The organism is Collinsella aerofaciens, from assembly GCF_039758815.1.
In the GTDB taxonomy this organism is placed as follows: Bacteria; Actinomycetota; Coriobacteriia; order Coriobacteriales; family Coriobacteriaceae; genus Collinsella; species Collinsella aerofaciens_BP.
In genome coordinates, this window is the sequence record NZ_JBDMSK010000010.1 from 39,811 (window position 1) to 61,370 (window position 21,560).

The 21,560-nt window shown below is 60.0% G+C and carries 15 protein-coding genes; 2 read left to right on the forward strand and 13 right to left on the reverse strand.

Translation table 11 applies throughout. From position 1 onward, the window contains the following. Positions 1 to 88: 88 nt before the first annotated feature. The 13 genes from ABHT90_RS06105 to arcA (ABHT90_RS06165) all read right to left on the reverse strand — a co-directional run bounded on the left by ABHT90_RS06105 (position 89) and on the right by arcA (ABHT90_RS06165) (position 16,867). Positions 89 to 1,711, reverse strand: coding sequence for a peptidoglycan D,D-transpeptidase FtsI family protein (locus ABHT90_RS06105; RefSeq protein ID WP_346981949.1), 1,623 nt, complete (start codon positions 1,709 to 1,711; stop codon positions 89 to 91). A 260-nt stretch (positions 1,712 to 1,971) separates the two neighbouring features. Next, on the reverse strand, positions 1,972 to 2,442 hold the full coding sequence (locus ABHT90_RS06110) for a hypothetical protein (protein WP_022094483.1): 471 nt from the start codon (positions 2,440 to 2,442) through the stop codon (positions 1,972 to 1,974). A 90-nt stretch (positions 2,443 to 2,532) separates the two neighbouring features. Beyond that, the gene (gene rsmH, locus ABHT90_RS06115) at positions 2,533 to 3,498 is read right to left on the reverse strand and encodes a 16S rRNA (cytosine(1402)-N(4))-methyltransferase RsmH (protein ID WP_346981950.1); all 966 of its coding nucleotides are present in this window, start codon (positions 3,496 to 3,498) and stop codon (positions 2,533 to 2,535) included. A 20-nt stretch (positions 3,499 to 3,518) separates the two neighbouring features. Further along, entirely contained in the window at positions 3,519 to 3,953 is a 435-nt protein-coding gene (locus ABHT90_RS06120) for a division/cell wall cluster transcriptional repressor MraZ (protein ID WP_006234269.1), read from the reverse strand. 462 nt (positions 3,954 to 4,415) lie between these two features. Then, complete coding sequence (gene xerD / locus ABHT90_RS06125) at positions 4,416 to 5,357, reverse strand: site-specific tyrosine recombinase XerD (protein WP_175406015.1); 942 nt, start codon at positions 5,355 to 5,357, stop codon at positions 4,416 to 4,418. Positions 5,358 to 5,359: 2 nt separating this feature from the next. After that, the gene (pyrG, locus tag ABHT90_RS06130; RefSeq protein WP_006234274.1) at positions 5,360 to 7,021 is read right to left on the reverse strand and encodes a CTP synthase; all 1,662 of its coding nucleotides are present in this window, start codon (positions 7,019 to 7,021) and stop codon (positions 5,360 to 5,362) included. Positions 7,022 to 7,199: 178 nt separating this feature from the next. Next, complete coding sequence (locus ABHT90_RS06135; RefSeq protein WP_040358312.1) at positions 7,200 to 7,538, reverse strand: helix-turn-helix domain-containing protein; 339 nt, start codon at positions 7,536 to 7,538, stop codon at positions 7,200 to 7,202. A 256-nt stretch (positions 7,539 to 7,794) separates the two neighbouring features. Further along, entirely contained in the window at positions 7,795 to 9,276 is a 1,482-nt protein-coding gene (locus ABHT90_RS06140) for a DUF1846 domain-containing protein (protein ID WP_006234276.1), read from the reverse strand. Between the two features lie 533 nt (positions 9,277 to 9,809). Further along, on the reverse strand, positions 9,810 to 11,297 hold the full coding sequence (locus tag ABHT90_RS06145; RefSeq protein ID WP_430393370.1) for a YfcC family protein: 1,488 nt from the start codon (positions 11,295 to 11,297) through the stop codon (positions 9,810 to 9,812). 138 nt (positions 11,298 to 11,435) lie between these two features. Beyond that, a complete protein-coding gene (argF, locus tag ABHT90_RS06150; protein WP_006234279.1) occupies positions 11,436 to 12,431 on the reverse strand; it encodes an ornithine carbamoyltransferase in 996 nt (331 codons plus the stop codon). A 105-nt stretch (positions 12,432 to 12,536) separates the two neighbouring features. Beyond that, a complete protein-coding gene (arcA, locus tag ABHT90_RS06155; RefSeq protein WP_346981951.1) occupies positions 12,537 to 13,778 on the reverse strand; it encodes an arginine deiminase in 1,242 nt (413 codons plus the stop codon). A gap of 573 nt (positions 13,779 to 14,351) precedes the next feature. Then, positions 14,352 to 15,476, reverse strand: a complete 1,125-nt coding sequence (locus tag ABHT90_RS06160) for an aminotransferase (RefSeq protein ID WP_346979360.1) — start codon at positions 15,474 to 15,476, stop codon at positions 14,352 to 14,354. A 149-nt stretch (positions 15,477 to 15,625) separates the two neighbouring features. After that, positions 15,626 to 16,867, reverse strand: a complete 1,242-nt coding sequence (arcA, locus tag ABHT90_RS06165) for an arginine deiminase (RefSeq protein WP_117848985.1) — start codon at positions 16,865 to 16,867, stop codon at positions 15,626 to 15,628. A gap of 557 nt (positions 16,868 to 17,424) precedes the next feature. Between arcA (ABHT90_RS06165) and ppk1 the strand changes: the two genes are divergently transcribed. Further along, entirely contained in the window at positions 17,425 to 19,998 is a 2,574-nt protein-coding gene (gene ppk1, locus ABHT90_RS06170; protein WP_346979361.1) for a polyphosphate kinase 1, read from the forward strand. A gap of 98 nt (positions 19,999 to 20,096) precedes the next feature. After that, positions 20,097 to 21,425, forward strand: a complete 1,329-nt coding sequence (gene rlmD / locus ABHT90_RS06175; protein ID WP_195620553.1) for a 23S rRNA (uracil(1939)-C(5))-methyltransferase RlmD — start codon at positions 20,097 to 20,099, stop codon at positions 21,423 to 21,425. Positions 21,426 to 21,560 lie beyond the last annotated feature (135 nt).

Sequence of the window (21,560 nt, forward strand, 5' to 3'; positions counted from 1 at the left end):
TTGTATCCCAGCGCCGCACATGCGTGGTGCAGGGCATGTGAACACCCTCATATGGGACAACAAACCACGCCCCAAAGATTGTAACCCCCTACTTCGTGTGCGGGATACCCAGCACGTCGAGCGCGTTGGCCATAATGGACTGGAACGGCACCGCAGCGGCATCTGAGCCGCTCGGCGTTCCGTCGAGCGTGATATAGCACAGCACCTTGGGCGATTGTGCCGGTGCAAAGCCCATAAAGGACGACATGTAGTTCTCCTTGAGGTAGCCGCCGTTCTCGTCGGCACGTTCGGCCGTACCGGTCTTACCCGCCACGTCATAGCCGTCAACCGCGCCGCCAACGCCCGTTCCCTCGGACACGACCGTCTGCATGCACGATGTCACCTGGGATGCGGCGTCCTCCGAAATCGCGCGCTCGCCTTCGCCCCAGTCCTTCTCGTCGCCCTTGCTGGACTTATAGAAGTGCGGTGTCATCATCACGCCGCCGTTGGCGATGCCGCCCACGGCACGTGCGATCTCAATCGGCGAGACAGACAGTGCCTGTCCAAAGCTCATCGAGCCCAGCGTGGCGCCGTCATACTGGTCACGCTCCTTGACGATACCCAGGCTCTCGCCCGGAAAATCTACACCAGAGCTGTGACCGATGCCCCACTTGTCCACATAGGTGGCAAAGTCGTCGGCACCGATCTTGCGCCCCACCAGGACAAAGCCCACGTTGGACGAACGGCGCATCATCTCGCGCACATCCATGGTCATGGCGTAGTCGCGCTTGTCGGCATCGGTGACGGTATCGTCGCCCACCTTGATGCTCGCCGGCACCTCAAACGACGTACTCGATCGCACGACACCCAAGTCGAAGCCGGCGCCCGCCACGAGCGTCTTAAAGACCGAGCCGGGCTCGTAGGCGTCGGTGACCAGGCGCAAGTTCATATCCTCGGTCTTGGCGTTTTCCAGATCGGTCTGGTCGTAAGTCGGATACGAGCAGGCTGCCAAGATCTCGCCTGTCGTAGGATCGGTGACCAGCGCCGAGCCGTTCTTGGCCTTTGTCTTCTCGACAGCCTCTGCCAGGGCATCCTCGGCCGCACGCTGGATATTGACGTCGAGCGTCGTCACGATATCAACGCCGTCGACCGCAGCCACCTTTTTATAGGCACCGCCCGCGATATAGCTGCCGTCCCTCGCGCGCTCGCGTACGAGAGAACCGTTCGTGCCGGTCAGAAGCTTGTTGTATTGCTTTTCGAGACCCGTCAAGCCGTCGTTGTCTACATTCACTACACCCAGCACCTGCGATGCCAGATTACCGTATGGATATACGCGCTTCATGGCCTGCTCAAAAAGCACGCCGGGCAGGTTCTTCTTCTCCAGCGCCGCAACATCGTCTTCGTCCACCTGGCGCTTGATATACACCCAGGTTCCATCGGACTCAACGAGCTTGCGGCAGGTCTTTTTATCGATTCCAGTTGCCTTGACCAGCGCCGACACCGTCTTGTCAACATCCTCGACAAGCTGCGGGTTCACGGCGATGTTGCGACATTCGACTGACGACGCCAGCACGTTACCGTTGCGGTCGTAGATGGTGCCACGTCTGGCATAGAGGGTCTGCGCAAGCAGGCGGCGCGCATCGGCACGCTCGCGCAGTTTATCGGCTTCGACAATTTGATAGTCGGCAAGGCGAAAGACGCCCAAGCCCAAGCCAAGCCCGATGAATCCCATGACGGCTTTGCGGCGAGGCAGAGGCGCGCCTGTGAGCCATTCGGTCGACGAACTCTTGCGCGACCCGGTGTTATGCACTTGAGGGCCGCCCGAGCCGCGAAGTCGCGACGCCGGGTCGTTGCCACGGGACTGCCCGGCGTTGTAAGATTGCCGACCCGTTCCTTGATAACCAGAACGTCCCCGCGACGAGGGACGTCCAGAACCGCGGCCCCCATCGGAACCGCGGCGATAGTCATTTGTCATACTCAGCTACCGTCTTGCTACTGAGCGGTCGCGGTCGCGTTGGCGCCCGCGGCTGCATCCTGCGAAAAGTCAAGTGTAACGCTCTCGCTGGGCTCCACCATGCCATAAGCGCCCGCAAGGTCGCGAATGCGCGTGTCGGCGCCATAGACCGAATGCATGACCTCCAGGTCGGAGCTCTCATCGGTCGCCTTTTCGAGCGTGTTGGTAAGCTCGGCGTTGCTGTTGAGCACCTGGGCCGTAACGCCGGCGAGCGCCACGCGGGCGACGCCGATCGTCATGAAGATAGCCGCAATGATGCAAAACGTTTTAAGAACGCTCATGAAAACCGGGCTTACCGCCTGGTTTGCCTGACGGCCCGCGCCCGTGTAGACATCAAAGCGCGGCGTGCGCTGCTCACGGGGAGCAACGGGGGCCTGCGGCGTCTCACGATAGGCGGGCATGGCGTTCATATCATAGGCGAGTGCTGCGCTTGAAGTGTTGTAGCCCATGATATGCCGCCTCCCATCCCGAGTACGTTGGTAGTGTGTTTAAGCTTCGTTTATGGTGCGAGCGGGAGGTCCAATATCGCGCGGTCGCGCCTACAGACGCTGCGCCACGCGGATTTTGGCTGATCTCGCCCGAGGGTTGCACTCAACCTCATCAGGCTGGGCAACCAGGGGTTTGCGGGTGATGACCTTGAGTATCGGCACGTTGCCGCACACGCACACCGGAATCTCCGGCGGACACGTGCACCCCTGGCTCATCTCCTTAAAGTGGTTCTTTACGATACGGTCCTCGAGCGAGTGATACGAGATGACGCAGATACGTCCGCCCGGGTTGAGCCACCTGGTGGCGGCATCAAGCCCTCGTTCGAGCACATCGAGCTCGTGATTGACCTCGATGCGAATGGCCTGGAAACTTTTCTTGGCCGGGTGTCCACCATGCCGACGAGCGGCAGCCGGGATACCCGCCTTGATGATCTCGACAAATTGGCCGGTGGTTTCGATCGGTTCTTGCTCGCGGCGGCGCACGATCTCGCGCGCGATCTGTGAGGCGAACTTCTCTTCGCCGTAGACGCGTAGAATCCGGGCGAGGTCGTGTTCGTTATAGGTGTTGATGACCTCAGCTGCGTTTAAGGTGTTATTACCCGGATCCATCCGCATGTCCAATGGGGCGTCCTCGTTATACGAAAAGCCCCTGCCAGGGATATCGAGTTGCGGCGACGAAACGCCCAAATCGAACAGGAAGCCATCGACCCCGGGCACCTCGGCCGAGCAAAGTAGCTCGTCCAAGTCGCCGAAGTTGCCCTTCAGCAGCTGGTGCGGAACGCCGGGAACCTCGCGGTCCAGACGGGCGCCAGCGGCCTCGAGGGCCATGTCGTCCTGATCGACGCCGAGCAAAAGGCCCGTCTCCCCCACCTGCGCGGCCATCTTTACCGAATGGCCGGCACCGCCAAGGGTGCAATCGCAGACAACGGAGCCGCTCTTTAGCCGCAGCGACTCAAGCACTTCGCCGAGCATGACAGGTTCATGCCGATATTCTTGTGTCAAGATCCCACGCTCCATCCGTTACCCGTGCCTTGCCCTTACGAGAAGAAGAGGTCCAGCAGGGCCTCATCGTCATCGTCCTCATCGGCCGCGGCGCGATCCCAAACCTCAAGGTGGTCGTAGTTGCCCACAACCGTGACCTCGCGGTCAAGGTTCGCCTGCTTGCGGAGAGACTCGGAAAGACCGATACGACCGGCGCTGTCCACGTCCATCGACGTGGTGCGCTTGTTGATCGCCCTCATGAGCTTCTGGTCATTAATGTCACGCGGGTTAAAACCCTCGTGGCCCTCACGACCCGCGAAGAGTCCTTCGACCCACTTATCGAAGGCCTCGGCAGAGAACACGTACAGAGCATCGACATCCAGGGCTTTGAACACGCGAACGTGCTCTCCAAGCTCCTCGCGAAGGGGTGCAGGCAGGGACAGACGACCTTTTGCATCGAGATTGCGCTCGTATGCACCAGTCATTCCCATGTGCGCCCTCCCCTCGGTTACTCAGATGGCACGTACGCGGGGAACCACCCCGCCTGTCGACGTCATTAATAATATGGGGAACCGCCCCATTTTTCAACACCTTTCCCCACCCCTTCCCCCACCCCGCCCCACTACTCCACCCACCATATATTGCAAAACACCCCCAAGCATATGTTCGAAAACACAATATGTTGTGTTTACAGCAACAGCGGGATGCCACCTGTAGAACCACGCCCGCGAACCTCAACCTTCAAGTTGACCTTGAGGCGATTTTTACGTCCCTTTACACGCCGTTCACATCGCCCCCAAACTCCCCTGCCCACGGTACACACGGCCCACCACCGCGTCGGTGTCTGGCGAAAAATGGGACGGGCCCCAGATTGCCCATGCGCGCAAAAGTGCGTCTCGGCAATCTGGGGCCCGTCCCATTTAATATTTATAAATATGCAGGTCAGCGAGGTGCTAGCGATGTGCTAGCGGATGCGCCGCCAGATAGACCTCGGTCAGTTGCGTTCGGTCGACATGCGTGTAGACCTGCGTGGTCGATATATCGGCATGTCCCAAGATCTCCTGTAGCACACGGAGGTCTGCGCCGCCCGCAAGCATATGGGTGGCAAAGGAGTGACGCAGCGTGTGGGGATGGAGTCCCACCAGCCCCACCTGGCGCCCGTAGCGCTCACAGATGGCATGAATGCCCTGGCGCGACAGACGGCGGCCGTTCTTATTTAAAAAGACCGCCGAGGTCTCGGTTCCGCGGGCATGGGCCGCCAAGCGAGAACGTCCCTCAGTTACATAGAGCGTCAGAGCTCGCGCCGCGCTTCCCACCAGCGGGGACAGGCGTTCCTTTGAGCCCTTACCGCGAACGAGTACAAAGCCATCGTCGATATGGATATCGCCCACATCGAGCCCCACCAACTCGCTCACACGCAAACCGCATCCGTAGAGCACTTCCAAGATGGCATGGTCGCGCAAGCCCATCTCGCCCTCGGGGAAGTCTTGATCGAGCAGCGCCGAGACATCCTCCACCGATAGATACTCCGGCAAACGATCAGCCTTTTTAGGAAGGCGCAACGCCGCCGTTGGATTTTGGGCCACAGCCCCATCGCGCACCAAAAAGGCATGCAGGCCCTTCACGGCCGCAAGCGCACGCTCCACCGAGGCATCCGAATAGCCCCCATCGCGACGGTCGGCGACAAAGCCCTCCACGACCTGACGGGTCACCTCTTCAAAAGACACAATACCCGCCCGCTCCAGATAGGCGCAGTACGTCGTCAGGTCACGACGATAGGCCGCAATCGTGTTGCGCGCCAAACCCCGCTCGACCGCGAGGTAATCGAGATACTCCCCCGCCGCCACGGCGAGCGACGAGGGAGTAGCTTCGGTATGTTCCTTATTCGCCGGCACCCTTAGTCCGTAGCGAGGTTCATGGGCGTCACCTGCAGACGGTCGACACCCTCGTGCTGGCCGATCGAAGCGCGCACGAACTCGCGGAACAGCGGCTGTGGGTTGGTCGGGCGGCTCTTGAACTCGGGATGAGCCTGAGTTGCCACATACCACGGATGCACGTCGCGCGGCAGCTCGACCATCTCGACCAGGCGCTCGTCGGGCGACAGGCCCGAGATAACCAAACCGGCGTCCTCGAGCTGGTCGCGGAAGGCGTTGTTGAACTCAAAGCGATGACGGTGACGCTCGTAGACGAGCTCCTCGCCATATGCCTCGCGAGCGAGGGTATCGGCGGCGAGCTTGCACGGATAGGCGCCCAGGCGCATGGTGCCGCCCTTCTCGGTCACGTCCTCCTGCGAGCTCATCAGATCGATGACACTATACGGGCCATCCGGATCGAACTCGGAGGAGCTGGCGCCGGCAAGGCCGACGACGTTGCGCGCAAATTCGCACACGGCCACCTGCATTCCCAGGCAAATGCCCAGATACGGAATCTTGTGCTCACGGGCAAACTCGGCCGCGAGGATCTTGCCCTCCAGGGCGCGCTTGCCAAAGCCGCCGGGGACCAGGATGCCCGAGGCGTCGCCCAGAACCTCGGAGACATTCTGCTCGTCGAGGCTCTCGCCGTCGACCAGCTGGACGTCCACATGGCGATCGTAGAAGACGCCTGCATGGTGCAGGGCCTCGATAACCGACAGGTACGCATCGGGCAGCTGCGTGTACTTGCCCACGACGGCGATCTTCACCTTGTCGGCGTGATGGTTGGCGTGATTCTGCTTGCGCAGGAACTCGTTCCACTCGCTCATGTCGCGCTCACGCGGGTCCAGACCCAGGCGTTCGCAAATGCGCAGGTCAAAGTCCTGCTCGGCAAGCAGCTGCGGAACATCGTAAATGCTCGCGCAGTCCTCGTTGGTAAAGACGCAATCGGTGTCGACGTCGCAGAAGCTTGCGATCTTTCCGCGGATAGCGTCATCGATATGGTGGTCGGAGCGCAGCACGATGATATCGGGCTGGATGCCAAAGCTGCGGAGCTCCTTGACGGAATGCTGCGTGGGCTTGGTCTTGACCTCGTGGGCGGCGGCGATATAGGGAACGAGCGACACGTGGATGTAGCAGACGTTCTCGGGGCCGGCCTCCTTGCGGTACTGGCGAATAGCCTCGACAAACGGCTGCGACTCGATGTCGCCGATCGTGCCGCCCAGCTCGGTGATGACCACATCGGAGCCGGTCTGCTCCTCAATGCGGCGGAACTTGTCCTTAATGGCATTGGTGACGTGCGGAATCACCTGTACGGTGCCGCCCAAAAAGTCGCCGCGACGCTCGCGGGCGATTAGGCTTTTGTAGATGGCACCGGTCGTAAAGTTGGAATCGCGGGTCAGGTTCTCATCAATAAAGCGCTCGTAATGACCCAGGTCCAGGTCGGACTCGTAACCATCCTCGGTAACGAAGACCTCACCATGCTGGAACGGGCTCATGGTACCGGGGTCGACGTTCAGATACGGGTCGGCCTTCTGCATCGTTACTTTGTAGCCACGCGACTTGAGCAGACGGCCCAGCGAGGCCGCGGTGATACCCTTGCCCAGGGACGAAACCACGCCACCGGTTACGAACACATGCTTGGTCATATTGAGTTACCTGCGCTTCCCGTAGAAGTTGTTTATCCACATCTTACGGGTCTTCATTGTAATACTCGCGCCGCGGACCGTTCGCAATTTTTCTCGCGTGCGATTGCATTTCTCAATCTTGAAACAAAACGCCGCCCGGTTTCCCAGGTGGCGTCGCTATGGCAAGGGTTACATGCTGCTATCGATCAGCAACCTCGTCCTCAAGCATTTCTTGAACGAGCATGCCAGTACGGACACCCTCAAGATACCACTCGCCACGTTCGGTGAGGCAAATGCCATTTGCAAGCTGACCGCCGTCGTCGCTATAACGCGAGACGACATCAATCATGCCTTCGGAATCCAAGCGATCGATTGCGGCGCGGGCACGATACGGCGAAACCCCCACGCGCTCGGCAAGCGTTTTGCGCGAGAAACCATACGGCCCGCCATTGTCTTCGGTTTGCTGGTCGATCTCCATCAACACCAGCACCTCGACACGCTTCATATCGTTGACACTCGCACGACCCTTGCCCGCCATAGCAGCCTCCTCAAACCGAGCACGAGCATCTAACGCGCCGTGCGCGACCGACACACCTCACGATGGCAGGTAATATCCATCATGCGGCATCCCGCTAAGGATGAAACAGTTACGGTTATTGTATACCGCTCAAATTGTCTCTAGGCAGGTAAACGGCTATTTTTCGCCGAAATAGGCGCTTTATTGATCAAAAAGCCGTACCGGGCGCTAACCCGATACGGCCAAAATGCAATGCAATTACCGCGGTGCTTCAAACTTAGCGATGGAAGAAACCGCGGCGCTCAAACTTGGGCTCGCAGCACACGTTGATACCCAGTTTGCGCAGTACCGTCTCGTCCGTCGGCGAGATGATCACGCTAAAGAAGGCGTCGCAGCCGCGCAGCTGCTCCAGGCCCGAAAGGACGCGAGCGGCCGTCTCACTCGTGGCCGAGGTGATCGACAGCGCCATAAGCGTCTCGTCGGTGTGGAGGCGCGGGTTTTTGCTTCCCAGGAAATGCGTCTTGAGCTTGCTGATGGGCTCGATCGCCTCATCGCTGATGACCTCGAGCTCAAGGTCGACGCCCGAGACATGCTTGAGGGCGTTCATAATGAGCGAACTTGCGGCGCCCAGGCGCGTGGAGGTCTTACCGGTCACCACGGAGCCATCGGGCATGACCATGGCACCCACGGGACCACCCGTCAGCTGCTCCCTGGTGAGGGCCGCCGAGCGCGCCGGTGAGTAGTTCTTATCGATGCCGGCTTTCTTCATAATAATCTTGAGACGGTCGACTTGCTCATCGCCCACGCCGGTACGGCGCACATTTTCGACCGCGGTAAAGTAGCGGCGGACGATCTCCATCTTGGAAGCGTCGCGGCAGGCATCGTCATCGGTGATGGCAAAGCCGACCATATTGACGCCCATGTCCGTAGGGCTCTGGTAGGGGCTCTTGCCCAGGATCTTTTCCATCAGGGCACGGACTACCGGGAAGGCCTCGACGTCGCGGTTGTAGTTGACCGTGGTCTTGTTGTAGGCCTCAAGGTGGAACGAATCGATGATATTGGCGTCGTCGAGGTCAGCCGTGGCGGCCTCATAGGCGATGTTGACCGGATGCGTGAGGGGCAGATTCCAGACCGGGAAAGTCTCGAACTTGGCGTAGCCGGCGGCGGTGCCGTGCTTGTGCTCGTGATAGAGCTGCGAGAGGCAAGTGGCGAGCTTGCCTGAGCCGGGGCCGGGAGCGGTGACCACGACGAGCGGACGGGTGGTCTCGACAAACTCGTTCTTGCCGTAGCCGTCGTCGGACACGATCAGATCGACGTCGTGGGGATAGCCCTCGATGGGATAGTGCAGCTTGGCAGGAATGCCGAGCGCGTTTAGGCGATTACGGAAGACGTCAGCGGCGGGCTGGCCTGCATACTGGGTGATGACCACGGCCGCGACAGCAAAACCGTTGCCGCGGAACAGGTCGACCAGGCGCAAGACGTCCTCGTCATAGGTAATGCCCAGGTCACCGCGAGCCTTGTTCTTCTCGATGTGGTTCGCGTTGATCGCGATGATGACCTCAACGTCATCGGCAATGCTCTTGAGCATGCGGAACTTGCTGTCCGGTTCAAAACCCGGCAGCACGCGACTCGCGTGATAGTCGTCAAACAGCTTGCCGCCAAACTCCAAATACAGCTTGCCGCCAAACTGCGAGATGCGCTCCTTAATATGAGCGGCCTGCAGCTCGATATATTTCGCGTTGTCGAAACCCTGGCGCATGTATGGCTCCCGTCCCGTTTCCATTTAATGTTCTAGGCGATTATAACGGAGCAGACCCTTCCCAACACCCAAGCAGCCAACGGGCATCAACCAAACACGTCATCGATAAGTTGCGGTGAAATAGTTCCCGTTTAACCCCTCAAGACGGCCAAACAGGAACTATTCCACCGCAACTTCCCCTTTTTGGCGCAAACTAACCTGACCCCTTTGCATCAATAATGGAAACGTCGCAGGTTGAGCATAAGTCAGCGAGCGCCGCCCAGGACGTACAAGTTGGCATGAAAAAGGCAAGGCATAGACCTTCTGGTCATGCCTTGCCTTTTGAATGACAAATTGTCGTTCTGGGCGGCGCGCAGCGTCGACTGGTTGCGCGGTTCGTAGAACCGCGCAACATGAGAGCGCCCCCTCCCGCGCACGGAACGGGAGGGGGCTAAAGGTAGGAGTCTACCGGTGGGTTGACCCCACCGGACAGACGATGACCAGGTGATCCTTTACAGGATCGTCAAGGTTTCCGTGTGGTACCCGTTGGGTACTTAGAGCAGCACGCAGGCGACGGTCAGGATGACGGCGCAGACGACGGAGAGCGCGACGATGAGCTTAAGGGCAAACTTGAGCCAGGTCGTCCACTCGATCTTGGCCAGGGCGAGACCGCCCATGATGGCACCGGAGGTCGGGGTGAACAGGTTCACGACACCGATAGCAGCGGAGAAGATCATGACCATGACCTCGGGCGAGAAGCCGAGCTTAACAGCCAGCGGTCCCATGATGGGCATGGAGACGGTAGCCATACCAGAGGTCGAGGGGATCAGGAAGGACAGGCCGAAGTAGACCAGGAAGCTCATGGGAGCGAAGATCACGCCGGACAGGCCAGCCAGAGCATTGGCGGCAGCGTCGAGGACGTAGACGTCGAGGCCGGTGTTAGCCATGAGGACGGAGATACCACGGGCGAGGGCGATGACGAGAACAACGGACATCATGTCGGCAGCGCCGGTGATGAAGGTGTTAACGATCTGCTTCTCGGACAGGCCACCGATGATACCGATCAGGACGGCCATGAGGAAGAACCAGGTGGAAGCCTCGTCGAAGTACCACTGGCCAATGGGCAGACCGGTGATCAGGGCAGACCAGCCCTGGACGACGGCGTTACCGTCGGCGTCGTAGACGGCACCAGCGTCGAAGAAGTTGGCGACGCCCTCGTTGAGGTCGGCCAGCGGAATGAAGCCGACGATCATGACGACGAAGGTGAAGGCGAAGGCGATCAGAACACCCTTCTGACGACCGGTGAGCTTGACCTCCTTGTGAACCTCGGAAGCAGCCTTGCCGTGAGCCTCTTCGGCGTCCTTGAGCTCCTGCATCGACAGGATGGTGGAACCCTTGTCAGCCTTGACCTTCTTGGCATAGTTCATCACGAAGAAGATGGACATGCCGGTGGTGACAATCCACAGGACGGCACCGAGGCCGATGATGATGGACTGGTTGACCTCAATGCCAACGCCGGTCAGAGCGTCGACGGCAGCGCCGACGGCGAACGGGTTAACCGTGGAGCCCAGGCAGCCGCAGCCAGCGCCGAGCAGGACGGTGGCGGCACCGACCATGGGGTCGAAGCCAGCGGCCATCATGGTAGCGGCGAGCAGGGCGTAGAAGGGAACGGTCTCCTCGCACATACCATAGGTGGTACCACCGAGGGAGAAGATGAGCATCAGCACGGGAATGAGCATGATCTCGTTGCCCTTAAGCTTCTGCACCAGAACGGCGATGCCGTTGTCCAGGGCACCGGTCTCGGTCATCATGCCGAGGAAGCCGCCCAGGATCATAACGAAGAGGCAGACGGGCAGAGCGTCAGCGAAGCCCTTAATCGGGGCGGTGCAGAAATCGCTCAAACGGGCGGCAGTAACCGCGCCACCGGACGTGCCGGAGACGATAACGGTAATCACTGCGACAATTGCCAGCAGAGCAAGAAGAATGGTGAACGATGAAGGCATACCGCGCTTTTTCTTAGCGGTCTCAGTCATAGTTCTCATCCCCCCTTCATAAATCATTTACTGATCTCGCCAGAAGCGGCTCTTCCGTGCCGTGCCTGCCGCTTGATGCGAGATTATTACCAGATAAAACCGCTCGGGGTGTGCAGCAATACACCCCGAGCGAGATGCTAGATGCTCTTACTTGAGCGTGGCGTACATGACAGCCTTGATGGTGTGCATGCGGTTCTCGGCCTCGTCGAAGACCTTGGAAGCGGGGCTCTCGAAGACCTCGTCGGTGACCTCCTGCTCGGTGATGCCGAACTGCTCGCACTTCTCGGCGCCAATGGTGGTGTTGGTGTCGTGGAAGCTGGGCAGGCAGTGCAGGAAGATGGCGCCCGGGTTGGCCATAGCCATGACCTCGGAGGTAACACGATACGGGGTGAGCTGAGCGATGCGCTCGGCCCAGACCTCGTCGGGCTCGCCCATGGAGACCCACACGTCGGTGTAGATAACGTCGGCACCGGTGACGCCGTCCTTGACGTCGGTGGTCAGCTTGATGGTGCAGCCGTTGGCCTCGGCGATGGGCTTGCAGGCCTCGATGACGTCGTCGGCGGGCATGCACTCCTCGGGGCCGCAGGCCACGAAGTTCATGCCGAGCTTGGAGCAGACAACCATGAGGGAGCGAGCGACGTTGTTCTTGCAGTCGCCCATGAAGACGAGGGTCTTGCCCTTGATGTCGTAGTTGAAGTTCTCCTGGACGGTCAGGATGTCGGCGAGCATCTGGGTGGGATGCCACTCGGTGGTCAGGCCGTTCCACACGGGCACGCCGGACTTAGCAGCGAGCTCCTCGACGTCGTCCTGGGCAAAGCCACGGAACTCGATGCCGTCATACATGCGGCCGAGAACACGGGCGGTGTCCTCGATGGACTCCTTCTTGCCCATCTGCGACGAACCCGGATCGAGGTAGGTGACGCCCATGCCCAGATCCATGCCGCCGACCTCGAAGGCGCAGCGGGTACGAGTAGAGGTCTTCTGGAAGAGCAGAACGATGTTCTTGCCCTCGAGATAGCGGTGCGGAACGCCAGCGCGCTTCATATCCTTGAAGTTCTTGGAGAGCTTGAGCAGGTACTCGATCTCCTCGGTGGTGAGGTCGAGAAGCTTGAGGAAGCTACGGCCGGAGAGGTTAACACCCATGGTTCGATTCCTTTCGAAGAAATGAATTACGTAAGTATCAGTGTTGCCCGTTTAACGGGCGAAGCCGGTGCGGTTGTAGGGGGACCGCACCGGAAACGGAAAGACTTAGAGGTCCTCGCGCCAGAAGGGCATGCTCATGCAGCGCGGGCCGCCGCGGCCGCGGGAGAGCTCGGCGGAGGGCACGACGAGAAGGTCCAGGCCCTCCTTGTACAGCACGTCGTTGGTGACGGTGTTGCGGGCGTAGACGCAGATCTTGCCGGGCTCGACGCACAGGGTGTTGGAGCCGTCGTTCCACTGCTCGCGGGAGGCCGCGATCGGGTCGCCGCCGCCGCAGGGGATCAGCTTGACCTGGTCGACGCCGGTGGCGTCCTCCAGGACGTGCTCGAGGGTGTCCTCGATCAGGCGGATGTTCACGTCGCCCGGGTTCTTGCCGGCGGTCAGCTCGTAGACGCGCAGGGTGCCCATGATGGCGGGGTGGATCGTGAACTTATCGACGTCGATCTGGGTGAAGACCGTGTCGAGGTGCATGAAGGCGCGCGAGACCGGGATGTCGAAGGCCAGGATGCGCTCGACCTTGGAGTCGGAGTTCCAGAAGATGTTCTGGGCCATGACGTCGATCGCGGCGGCCTGGGTGCGCTGGGAGATGCCGACGGCGAGGGTCTTCTCGTTGATGTTCAGCACGTCGCCGCCCTCGGTGTGGAACTGGCAGTCGCGGCGGAAGTACAGCGAGACGTCCTTGTAGTCGGGGTGGTACTTGAAGATGTACTTGCCGTACAGGGTCTCGCGGTTGCGGGTGACCGAGTACATGCGGTTGAGGTTGACGCCCTCGCCGACGACCGCGAACGGGTCGCGGGTGAAGTAGAGGTTGGGCATCGGGTCGATGATCAGGTCGGACTCGGACTCGGAGTTGACCAGGGAGTCGAGGGTCGTGGACGCCGTGAGGGGCATGTCGATCTCGGACTTGGTCATGGCGGCCATGGTCTTCTTGACGAACTCGAGGTTGTCCTCGATGGAGTCCAGCTTCTCGCGGACGATCTGCGGCATGTGCTGGCCGCGGATGCCGGCCTCGGCGATGTACTGGTCGGTGAACTCGGCGCGGGCGCCGGGGACCTGGTCGAACACCTCGGCGACGAGGTTCTCGAGATAGAGGACCTCCACGCCCTGGTCCCTCAGGATCTGGGCGAAGGTGTCGTGCTCCTGCTGCGCGACCTCCAGGAACGGGACGTCGTCGAACAGGAGTCGCTCGAGCTCGTCGGGCGGCAGGTTGAGGAGCTCGTCGCCGGGACGGTGCAGGCAGACCTTCCTGAGCTTGCCGATCTCGGAAGGCACGTGCAGACCTTTCGTCATGGCCTCCTACCTTTCTTTCGGGCCCTTGTCAGGGCCGATTCGTTAGCGCCCCTCCGTGTGAGGCGTTATTGCTGACGACATATTTATATCCAAAATCAGCCCATACTTCCACCTTGCCCCCGAACGGTTTTTTATAGGGGGTGAACGGCATACACATATACTTCACGCATGGCACACTTCATCTTAATAAAGCGTATTTACGTGCTTAAACGCGTTTTCAATCCTAAAATCAAATGGAACTTAACTTTGTTAAACCATCCTCAAATTGCATATTTCCACTAAAGCTATGAATAGAATTAGCGGTTCATACCGCGTCTCAACCATTTTCATTTTTATTCAGAAAAAAGTTTGTCCTATTCATTTCTGGTAAATAAATTACCGTTTACCAGACGCTTGATACCGTTCACCGGAAACTCAGTATAAGGCCCAGCGGATACCGGCTCGCTTTACGGCCCCATTTGTAACAACTTGACTTCTCGGTATAGAAAAACGGACCCGCTTCACTAGGGAAACGGGTCCGTTTTCGATTATCTTCGGCCAATTTAGATAACGCCCTCGAAGATCATCGGAATCCTAGCGATCAAACTCCGCCAGCGCCTCGCCCAAAAGCCTCAGGCCCTCGCGCAGAACGTCCTCGCTCGCGCAGTAGCCCAGGCGTGCGCCACAGGGAAGCTCAAAGCGGCTGCCGGGTACCAGCAGCACTCCCCTCTCGGACAGCAGGCGCTTGCAGAACTCCTCGTCGTCCTCGGGAATATCCAGCTGGATAAACGAGGTAGACACGCCCTGTGGGGCCGTCCAGGAAACGCGATGCTGCGTATCGATCCAAGCCTGCGCGATATCGCGGTTGCCAAACACGATCTTGCGATTGCGCTCGAGGATCTTGTCCTTGTGCTCAAGCACATAGGTCGCCAGGGCGTCGTTGAACACACCGCCGCAGATCATGGTGTAATCGCGATAGGTACGGATGCGGTTGGACACCTCTTCGTCGGCCACGACCCAGCCCACGCGGGCCGCAGGCGTCGAATAGGTCTTCGACAACGAGTTGGTGACAATGGCCTTCTCGTACACGTCGACCATCGACATAAAGGACCCAGTGTTTTCGAGCGGCAGATACACCTCGTCGCACAGCACATAGGCGCCCACCGAACGGGCGATCTCGGCAATCTGGCCGAGCGTATCGGCATCGAGCACCGTACCGATGGGGTTCGATGCGTTATTGATGCAGATGAGCTTCGTGTTGGGGCGCACCAAGCGCTTGAGTTCCTCGATATCGGGCTTCCAGCCGAGTTCCTCGCGAAGCTCCCAATACTCGACCTCGGCGCCCAGCGTGCGCGGAATCTCGTAGAGCGGCGCGTAGGTGGGCCACTCGGCGATAACGTGGTCGCCGGGCTCGACCACGGCCATGATGGCGTTGAGGTTCGCACCCGTGCAGCCATTGGTCTGCAGAATGTGGTCGGGATTGACCTCCCGACGATACAGCTTGGCAACCACGGCCTTAAACTCCGGCGAGCCCTCGATCCAGCCGTAGTTCATCTTCTCGCGGTCCAAGCGCTCGTAGAACGTGGCGCCGTCCTGCTCATCGAGCGCGCGCAGCTCGCCCATGGTGAGCGACGAGATCGTCGACTGGGCGATGTCCCACGTGGCACTTTTCTCCCAAACGTTGAGCCATTCCTCAACGCCAATCGTCTTGATGTCCATGGCCAAGCTCCTTACAAAAGCAGTCATCCAATCGTGTTGACGTCCCTCATACAAGATTGGGGCGGTGCGAAAACCCGCACCGCCCCAATGGGAGACATCTAATGGCAGCTAGATGTATGTATTATGACCTGTACGGGTCCTGAAAGACCTTAGAGGTCCTCGCGCCAGAAGGGCATGCTCATGCAGCGCGGGCCGCCGCGGCCGCGGGAGAGCTCGGCGGAGGGCACGACGAGAAGGTCCAGGCCCTCCTTGTACAGCACGTCGTTGGTGACGGTGTTGCGGGCGTAGACGCAGATCTTGCCGGGCTCGACGCACAGGGTGTTGGAGCCGTCGTTCCACTGCTCGCGGGAGGCCGCGATCGGGTCGCCGCCGCCGCAGGGGATCAGCTTGACCTGGTCGACGCCGGTGGCGTCCTCCAGGACGTGCTCGAGGGTGTCCTCGATCAGGCGGATGTTCACGTCGCCCGGGTTCTTGCCGGCGGTCAGCTCGTAGACGCGCAGGGTGCCCATGATGGCGGGGTGGATCGTGAACTTATCGACGTCGATCTGGGTGAAGACCGTGTCGAGGTGCATGAAGGCGCGCGAGACCGGGATGTCGAAGGCCAGGATGCGCTCGACCTTGGAGTCGGAGTTCCAGAAGATGTTCTGGGCCATGACGTCGATCGCGGCGGCCTGGGTGCGCTGGGAGATGCCGACGGCGAGGGTCTTCTCGTTGATGTTCAGCACGTCGCCGCCCTCGGTGTGGAACTGGCAGTCGCGGCGGAAGTACAGCGAGACGTCCTTGTAGTCGGGGTGGTACTTGAAGATGTACTTGCCGTACAGGGTCTCGCGGTTGCGGGTGACCGAGTACATGCGGTTGAGGTTGACGCCCTCGCCGACGACCGCGAACGGGTCGCGGGTGAAGTAGAGGTTGGGCATCGGGTCGATGATCAGGTCGGACTCGGACTCGGAGTTGACCAGGGAGTCGAGGGTCGTGGACGCCGTGAGGGGCATGTCGATCTCGGACTTGGTCATGCCGGCCATGGTCTTCTTGACGAACTCGAGGTTGTCCTCGATGGAGTCCAGCTTCTCGCGGACGATCTGCGGCATGTGCTGGCCGCGGATGCCGGCCTCGGCGATGTACTGGTCGGTGAACTCGGCGCGGGCGCCGGGGACCTGGTCGAACACCTCGGCGACGAGGTTCTCGAGATAGAGGACCTCCACGCCCTGGTCCCTCAGGATCTGGGCGAAGGTGTCGTGCTCCTGCTGCGCGACCTCCAGGAACGGGACGTCGTCGAACAGGAGTCGCTCGAGCTCGTCGGGCGGCAGGTTGAGGAGCTCGTCGCCGGGACGGTGCAGGCAGACCTTCCTGAGCTTGCCGATCTCGGAAGGCACGTGCAGACCTTTCGTCATGGCCTCCTACCTTTCTTTCGGGCCTTACTGGCCGAATGTATCAGCGCCCCTCCGTATGGGACGCTGCTTGCTGACAGCTCTAGTTATATCCAAAAACCACCTGCAATTCCACCTCGCCCCCGAACGGTCAGCAAAGTGCGATGAACGGTATATCTCATATGATTCCCCCATGATGCACTTCGGTTCTCTAAAGCAGGTTTTCAAAGGTAAATGTTCTTTTTTCTAAGGAATTAAGCTAGATTGCACAAATATTTTCATGTTTAAGAATTGCATAGCTAAAACGGTTTTCTGCATATATATGTCGTTTGTTCATGATTCAATTTGGATTCGATTATATTCAGCTCGCAATCATTCTTATTCATACATCCTCACCAATTGAGTATGGATATAGATTGTTTCTAAACGAGTTGGGCAGTTAGTTGCATGCCTTGGCAGCGTAAGAAGTAGGTAAAGATACCGTTCACGCGATACGTCCGTGCCACAGGTCGACTAAATTGAGACAATAGTGAATAGTGTTAGGCTACCGTCCCCTGTGGGGACTGAACGGACAGATGCATATGCCGAGCAAAATCGAAAAGAAGCAAGCCGCCGCAAAGCTGCGCAAACCGCCGCGCGACTTCTCATACACGCAAAACCGAGAGCTCAGCTGGCTACGCTTTGACAACCGCGTGCTCGACGAAGCCTTCGACGAAACCGTTCCGTTATTCGAGCGACTAAAGTTCGTCTCGATCTTCGAGTCCAACCTCGACGAGTTCCTTATGGTGCGCGTGGGCGGCCTGTCCGATCTGGCGGAGCTCAAAAACCAACCTGTCGACAACAAGAGCAATATGACCGCCTCCGAACAGGTCGATGCTGTCATGGCCGAAATGCCTGGGCTCCTTACCCGTTGGGAGTCCATCTTTAAGAGCATCGAGGACAAGCTCGACACCTTGGGCGTTCACCGCGCCCACATCGATTCGCTTACGCCCGAGGAGCGCACCTTTGTAACCCGCTACTTCCAGGCCTACGTGTCGCCGGTCATCTCGCCGCTGGTCATCGATCCTCGCCACCCCTTCCCCAACCTGCGCAATGGCGCACTCTATCTGGCCTGTGGTCTGGACGGCGCCACCGACGAGGAGAGCCTGCTGGGCCTTATCGAGATTCCCGCCTCGATGAACCGCGTGGTCGAGATCCCCTCGCCCACCGGCACCTACTCCTACATCTTGCTCGAGGACGTCATCCTCGCCTGCCTGGACAGCTGCTTTGGCTCCTACAAGCCACTCGACCGCGCGCTCATCCGAGTCACCCGCAACGCCGACATCGATCCGGACGGCGAGGGCGTCGAAGAGGAAGAGGACTACCGCCAGCACATGAAGCGCATTCTCAAGAAGCGCCTGCGTCTGCAGCCGGTAGTGCTCGCGGTCTCGGGATCGCTCGAGAAGGCGACGCTCAAGACCATCCGCAAGGCGCTCGAGCTTTCGCGCCGCTCTGTCTTTACCTGCGATATCCCGCTCGACCTGGGCTACGTCTTTGGCATTGAGGGTAAGATTCCCGAGCACCTGCGCAACGAGCTGCTCTTTACGCCGTTTAAGCCGCAGCCCAACCCCACCATCGATATGACCCGCTCCATCCGCGAGCAGGTGCTGCAGCACGACAAGCTGCTCTTTTACCCTTACGAGGCCATGAATCCGTTCCTGGATCTGGTGCACGAGGCCGCCTATGACCCCGAGTGCATCTCGCTGCGCATCACGCTCTACCGCGTGGCCAAGCAGAGCCGCCTGTGCGAGTCGCTGATCGATGCTGCCGAGAACGGCAAAGAGGTCACGGTGCTCATGGAACTTCGTGCCCGCTTTGACGAGCAGAACAACATCGAGTGGGCCGAGCGTCTGGAAGAGGCGGGCTGCACCGTCATCTATGGTTCCGAGGGCTTTAAATGCCACTCAAAGATCTGCCAGCTCACCTATCGCGAGGGCATGGCGCTCACCCGCCTCACGCTTTTGGGCACCGGCAACTTTAACGAGAAGACGGCCAAACTCTACAGCGACTTTATGCTCATGACAGCCCATCCCGGCATCGGTGAAGACGCCAACCTGTTCTTCCGCAATCTGTCGCTGGGCAACCTGCGCGGCGACTACCGCTTCCTGGGTGTGGCGCCCGTCGGACTGAAACCGCTCATCATGCGCGGGCTTGACCGCGAGATTCAGCGCGCCCTTGCCGGCGAGCCCGCCCGCGTGTTCTTTAAGCTCAACTCGCTGACCGACCGCGAGGTCATCGACAAGATCGCCGAGGCATCGTGTGCCGGCGTGCGCGTAGACATGATCATCCGCGGCATCTCGTGCCTCAAGCCCGGTATTCCGGGCAAGACCGAGAACGTGCATGTCCGCTCCATCGTCGGACGCTTTTTGGAGCACGCGCGCGTCTATGCTTTCGGCGTGGACTCGGACATGATTTACCTGAGCTCGGCAGACATGATGACGCGCAACACCGAGCACCGCGTGGAGATCGCCTTCCCCGTGCTCGACCCCACCTGCCGCGCCCTAGTGCACGAGTATATGGGCATGCAGCTGCGGGACAACGTGAAGGCCCGCAGCCTCACGAGCGACGGCACCTGGGTCCCCGTGGAGCGTGCAGAGGGTGAGAAACCCTTCAACTCGCAGGAAGCTCTACTGGAGCGTGCCTATCGCAACGCCGAGGCCGCCGCGCAGCAGCGCGCACAGGAGAAGGAACGTGTGGCCGAGGAGGCCATTCAGGCCGAGGTTGAACACGGGGCAGCTGCCAAACCGGAAGCGGTTGCAGCTCCCCCGGTGAATGAGCCCGAGGCTGCCGCAGAGACCGCCGTGGAGAAAGCGCCCGAGCCCGCTACCGCGACTCCGGAGCCCGCCGCCGAGGCAAAGCCCACCCCTGCTCCTAAGCCGCAGCCGACCACACCCGAGGTTCAGAAGGTCCAGGCGACTGTCATTGAGCCCGAGCCTGCACCTGCACCTCAGCCCGAGCCGCAGGTCACCAAGCCCGTATCCGAGACGAGCACCCGTCGCGATAAGCCCGCCGGCAAGACCAAGGCCATCGAGCGCCATCGCCCCGGTCGCGTGCGCATAGGCCTGGGCCTGATCGGCCTGGGTCTTAAGACGCTCATTACCGGCAAGACGAAATAGTCGTTTGTAGAAGCAGTTTGTAGAAGCGCCCCGCATTTGAGGAAAGCCTCGGATGCGGGGCGCTTTTCCCTGCTACCATGGTGCGAACAACAACGCGAATGACAGGCAGGAATATGAAGCTCACTATAGAATCGATGACCTACGGCGCCGACGGGCTGGCGCACGCCGACAACGGAAAGGCCGTCTTTGTGCAGGGCGCCGTGGCAGGCGACATCGTCGAGGCCGAGGTCGTACAGGACGGCAAGTCGTTCATGCGCGCCCGCACCACCGAGATTCTGGAGCCAAGCCCCGATCGCATTCAGCCTCCCTGCCCCTTCGTGGGCATCTGCGGCGGCTGCTCGTGGGGCAATCTCTCACGCACGGCACAGCTCGCCGCCAAGGAGCAAAACCTGCGCTCCACGCTCGAGCGCATCGGCAAGTTCGCTCCTGAGCAGGTCGATGAGTTGGTACAGCCCATCTGCCACACCAAGGACGACTGGGGCTACCGCAATAAAATCGAGCTCGAACCGACCGTCGTCAACGGTCGCGTGCGCCTTGGCATGCACGGTGTCGACCCCAGCAAAATCGTGACCGTCGATATGTGTCCGCTGTTCGATAAGCGCTTCCCGAAGGCACTCAAATCGGTCGTCGGCGCACTTAACTATCTAAGCGGCAGCCATGACTTGGGGCTCGAACGCGTGGGCATTCGCGCATCGCGCCGCACCAAGGCACTCGAGGTCGCACTCTGGACGCCGACAGGCTCTTTTCCGCGCTCGCAGGTCTCCCGCGTGCTGGCGGACGCCGCTCATCCCACGAGCATCGTGCGCGTGATGAGCAAGGGCGAAAAGAAGGCCCGCCGTGTCTCTAAGGTGGAGATGCTCGCCGGTGAGGGCTCGTGGACCGAGAACATCGCTGACGGCCAGATGCGCCTGTCCGCCCCATCGTTTTTCCAAGTCAACACCAAGGGCGCCGAGATTTTGATCGAGCTCGTTATGGAGGCGCTCGATCCGCAGGAAGACGAGCTTGCCGTGGACCTGTACTGCGGTGCCGGCACCTTTACCCTGCCGCTCGCCCGCCGCTGCGACTTTGTCGCTGCCGTCGAGGCCTACGGCCCCGCCGTGCGCGATCTACGCCGTAACCTGGAAATCAACAAGCTTGATAACGTCGACGTCATTGGCGGAGACGCTGTGCGCGAGTTCCCCGACCAGGACGCCGATGTCCTAGTAGTCGACCCGCCGCGTGCAGGCCTAGCGCCTGAGGCCATCGACCTCATCGCCAGCACAAGCGCTCGCGATGTCGCCTATGTGAGCTGCGACCCGGCCACCCTGGCGCGCGATCTTAAACGCTTTGTCGAGGAAGGCACTTTCTCCCCCGTAAAGATCACGCCAGTCGATCTGTTCCCACAAACCTTCCACTGCGAGACCGTCGTCCACCTTAGGCGCAACTAGCTGATGATTTTTCTGGGACGGGGATTAAATGATCAATTTGTACCGAATGATTATTTAAGGCTCTGTTAGACCAGAATTGACATTCTGCCTCAATCATCTTTTTGAAATTGCAAAGCTATCGACCCCTTGCCGGGT